Origin of the sequence: Aliivibrio sp. S10_S31 (assembly GCF_014694495.1) — a bacterium.
GTDB lineage: Bacteria > Pseudomonadota > Gammaproteobacteria > Enterobacterales > Vibrionaceae > Aliivibrio > Aliivibrio fischeri.
Genome location: NZ_JAAUWR010000069.1, coordinates 1 through 1,328, shown reverse-complemented (window position 1 = coordinate 1,328; position 1,328 = coordinate 1). Strand labels below are relative to the sequence as shown.

The 1,328-nt window shown below is 37.0% G+C and carries 1 protein-coding gene and 1 pseudogene; both read right to left on the bottom strand.

Translation table 11 applies throughout. The annotated features are described in order from the left end of the window. Positions 1–85, bottom strand: a pseudogene (locus HC728_RS20210) (HAD family hydrolase); the annotation flags it as partial. Positions 86–217: 132 nt separating this feature from the next. Continuing rightward, positions 218–1,081, bottom strand: a complete 864-nt coding sequence (locus HC728_RS19565; protein ID WP_069582294.1) for a hypothetical protein — start codon at positions 1,079–1,081, stop codon at positions 218–220. Positions 1,082–1,328 lie beyond the last annotated feature (247 nt).

Here is a 1,328-nt window from a genome sequence, read left to right as displayed (position 1 = left end):
TTTCCCAATTACACATTTTTCCTTGAGTATTTGGAAAATCGACCATTAAAGTGTCACCCCAATCGAACAGATAAGCTTTTCTCATAATGCCTCCTTGCATATAACGCCTGCATAACACGTTTGCTACCATGCAGATTAAGCCTAAATTTACCACTTAATGCGGTAAACCCAAAGAAACCTAGAATGCCGAATGTAGCAAATCGTGTTGATGCATTTGTTATACCGTTGATTTACGCTGCTGCTCTTTAAATTTATCTATTGAGGTTCGGATCGTTTTTTTTGACTCAAACTCTGGAGTACAAGAGTAGATCAGCCACTTATGGATAAGGCTGGGCTTCCCTTTGAAGGCAACAAATGATCGTATTTTTGCGTACCGTTGAAGTTGTTTAGAGTCAGTATAGATATGGGTTATAACAAACGCCCTCTCGTAAGCCAAAAGATAATAAAATACATACACATATGGTAGTAAAGATACCGACAGCAACATCGGAACCAAGAAATCCCTGAATGTATCAACACTGATAAACTTACCTGGCTCATTATATATATTTAAGATTGAGTCGATGAAAATCAAAGTTCCCATTATGGCTAAAATATAGTCAGATATTTTTTGTGCTTGCTTATACTCTGGTTTACCTTCGGTAAAAGCACTACAACACGCAAATAGTGTAGCTGTCGTTACTAGAAATAATTCAGTTATAAAACCGTAGGAATGAAACGCTACTAGGAACTCAATTAGTACAATCAGCTTAACTTGAGAATTTAACGATGCTTTCAAGTACTCTTTGGGTTCGGTGATCTTAGTCGTATTCATAAGCTGAACAAAGCCAATAAACACAAACCACAGTATCGTATTTTTAAGTTGCCCTGCATTCCAAACATCTACGCTATAAAGTAAATATACGACAACTGAAATATATAAAAGTAGAGTGCCAGTAGTTATCAGTATGGCTTTTTGACAAAAAGATTTTAGGACTAACTCTATAGCCGGTAGAACTTCCTTACTTTTTATCGAAGTCCAAATGAAGACAACAATGACCAGAGTAGCTGTAGCTAACTCTCGATTATTAAAAATATCCAAATGCCCTCCTGAGCCTAAAAACGGTATAACGCCGCCATAACACGTGCTGACGACCAACTTTCAAAAGCAATTATACTTCAAACCAAAAACGCCGAATGTTATAAGCATCGTGTTGATGGCTTTGTTATATGCTTAACTCATGAAGCTGAGAGATCGTTCTAAAATTGGAGTGACTTTCTTTTTCCAAACCTCGAGGGTTAAACCAAACCGCATTTAAACCAGCCTCTATCGCTGAAATAACGTCTTT